Annotated in this window: 1 protein-coding gene; it reads left to right on the plus strand. The window is 66.7% G+C overall.

The window, feature by feature from the left end:
• Nucleotides 1-357, plus strand: a 357-nt coding sequence (locus VTU_RS28390) for a SwmB domain-containing protein (RefSeq protein WP_010107080.1), incomplete at both ends; no start/stop codon positions are given.

The raw sequence follows: 357 nt of genomic DNA on the forward strand, positions 1-357 counted from the left end.
CTCACGAACCAGACGGTGGCGAACACCACCACAGCCGACACCACGGCCCCGGTGCTGGACAGCGCCACGGTGAATGGACAGACTCTGGTGCTCAGCTACGACGACGCGAGTGTCCTGGGCCTGGACGCGACCCATACGGCGGGCGCTGCGGCCTTTGCGGTGAGCAGCAGCAGTGGCCTGGCCATCACCGTGAACAACGCCGCGGTGAATGCCACGGACAAGACCGTCACGCTGACGCTTAGCCGTGCCGTGGACAGGATCGAGACGCTGAGCGTCAGCTACACCAAGCCCGCGACCGGCAACGCCGTCATACAGGACGCAGCCGGCAACGACGCGGACAACCTCACGAGCCAGGCG

The organism is Verminephrobacter aporrectodeae subsp. tuberculatae At4 (assembly GCF_000193225.1).
In the GTDB taxonomy this organism is placed as follows: domain Bacteria; phylum Pseudomonadota; class Gammaproteobacteria; order Burkholderiales; family Burkholderiaceae_C; genus Acidovorax; species Acidovorax aporrectodeae.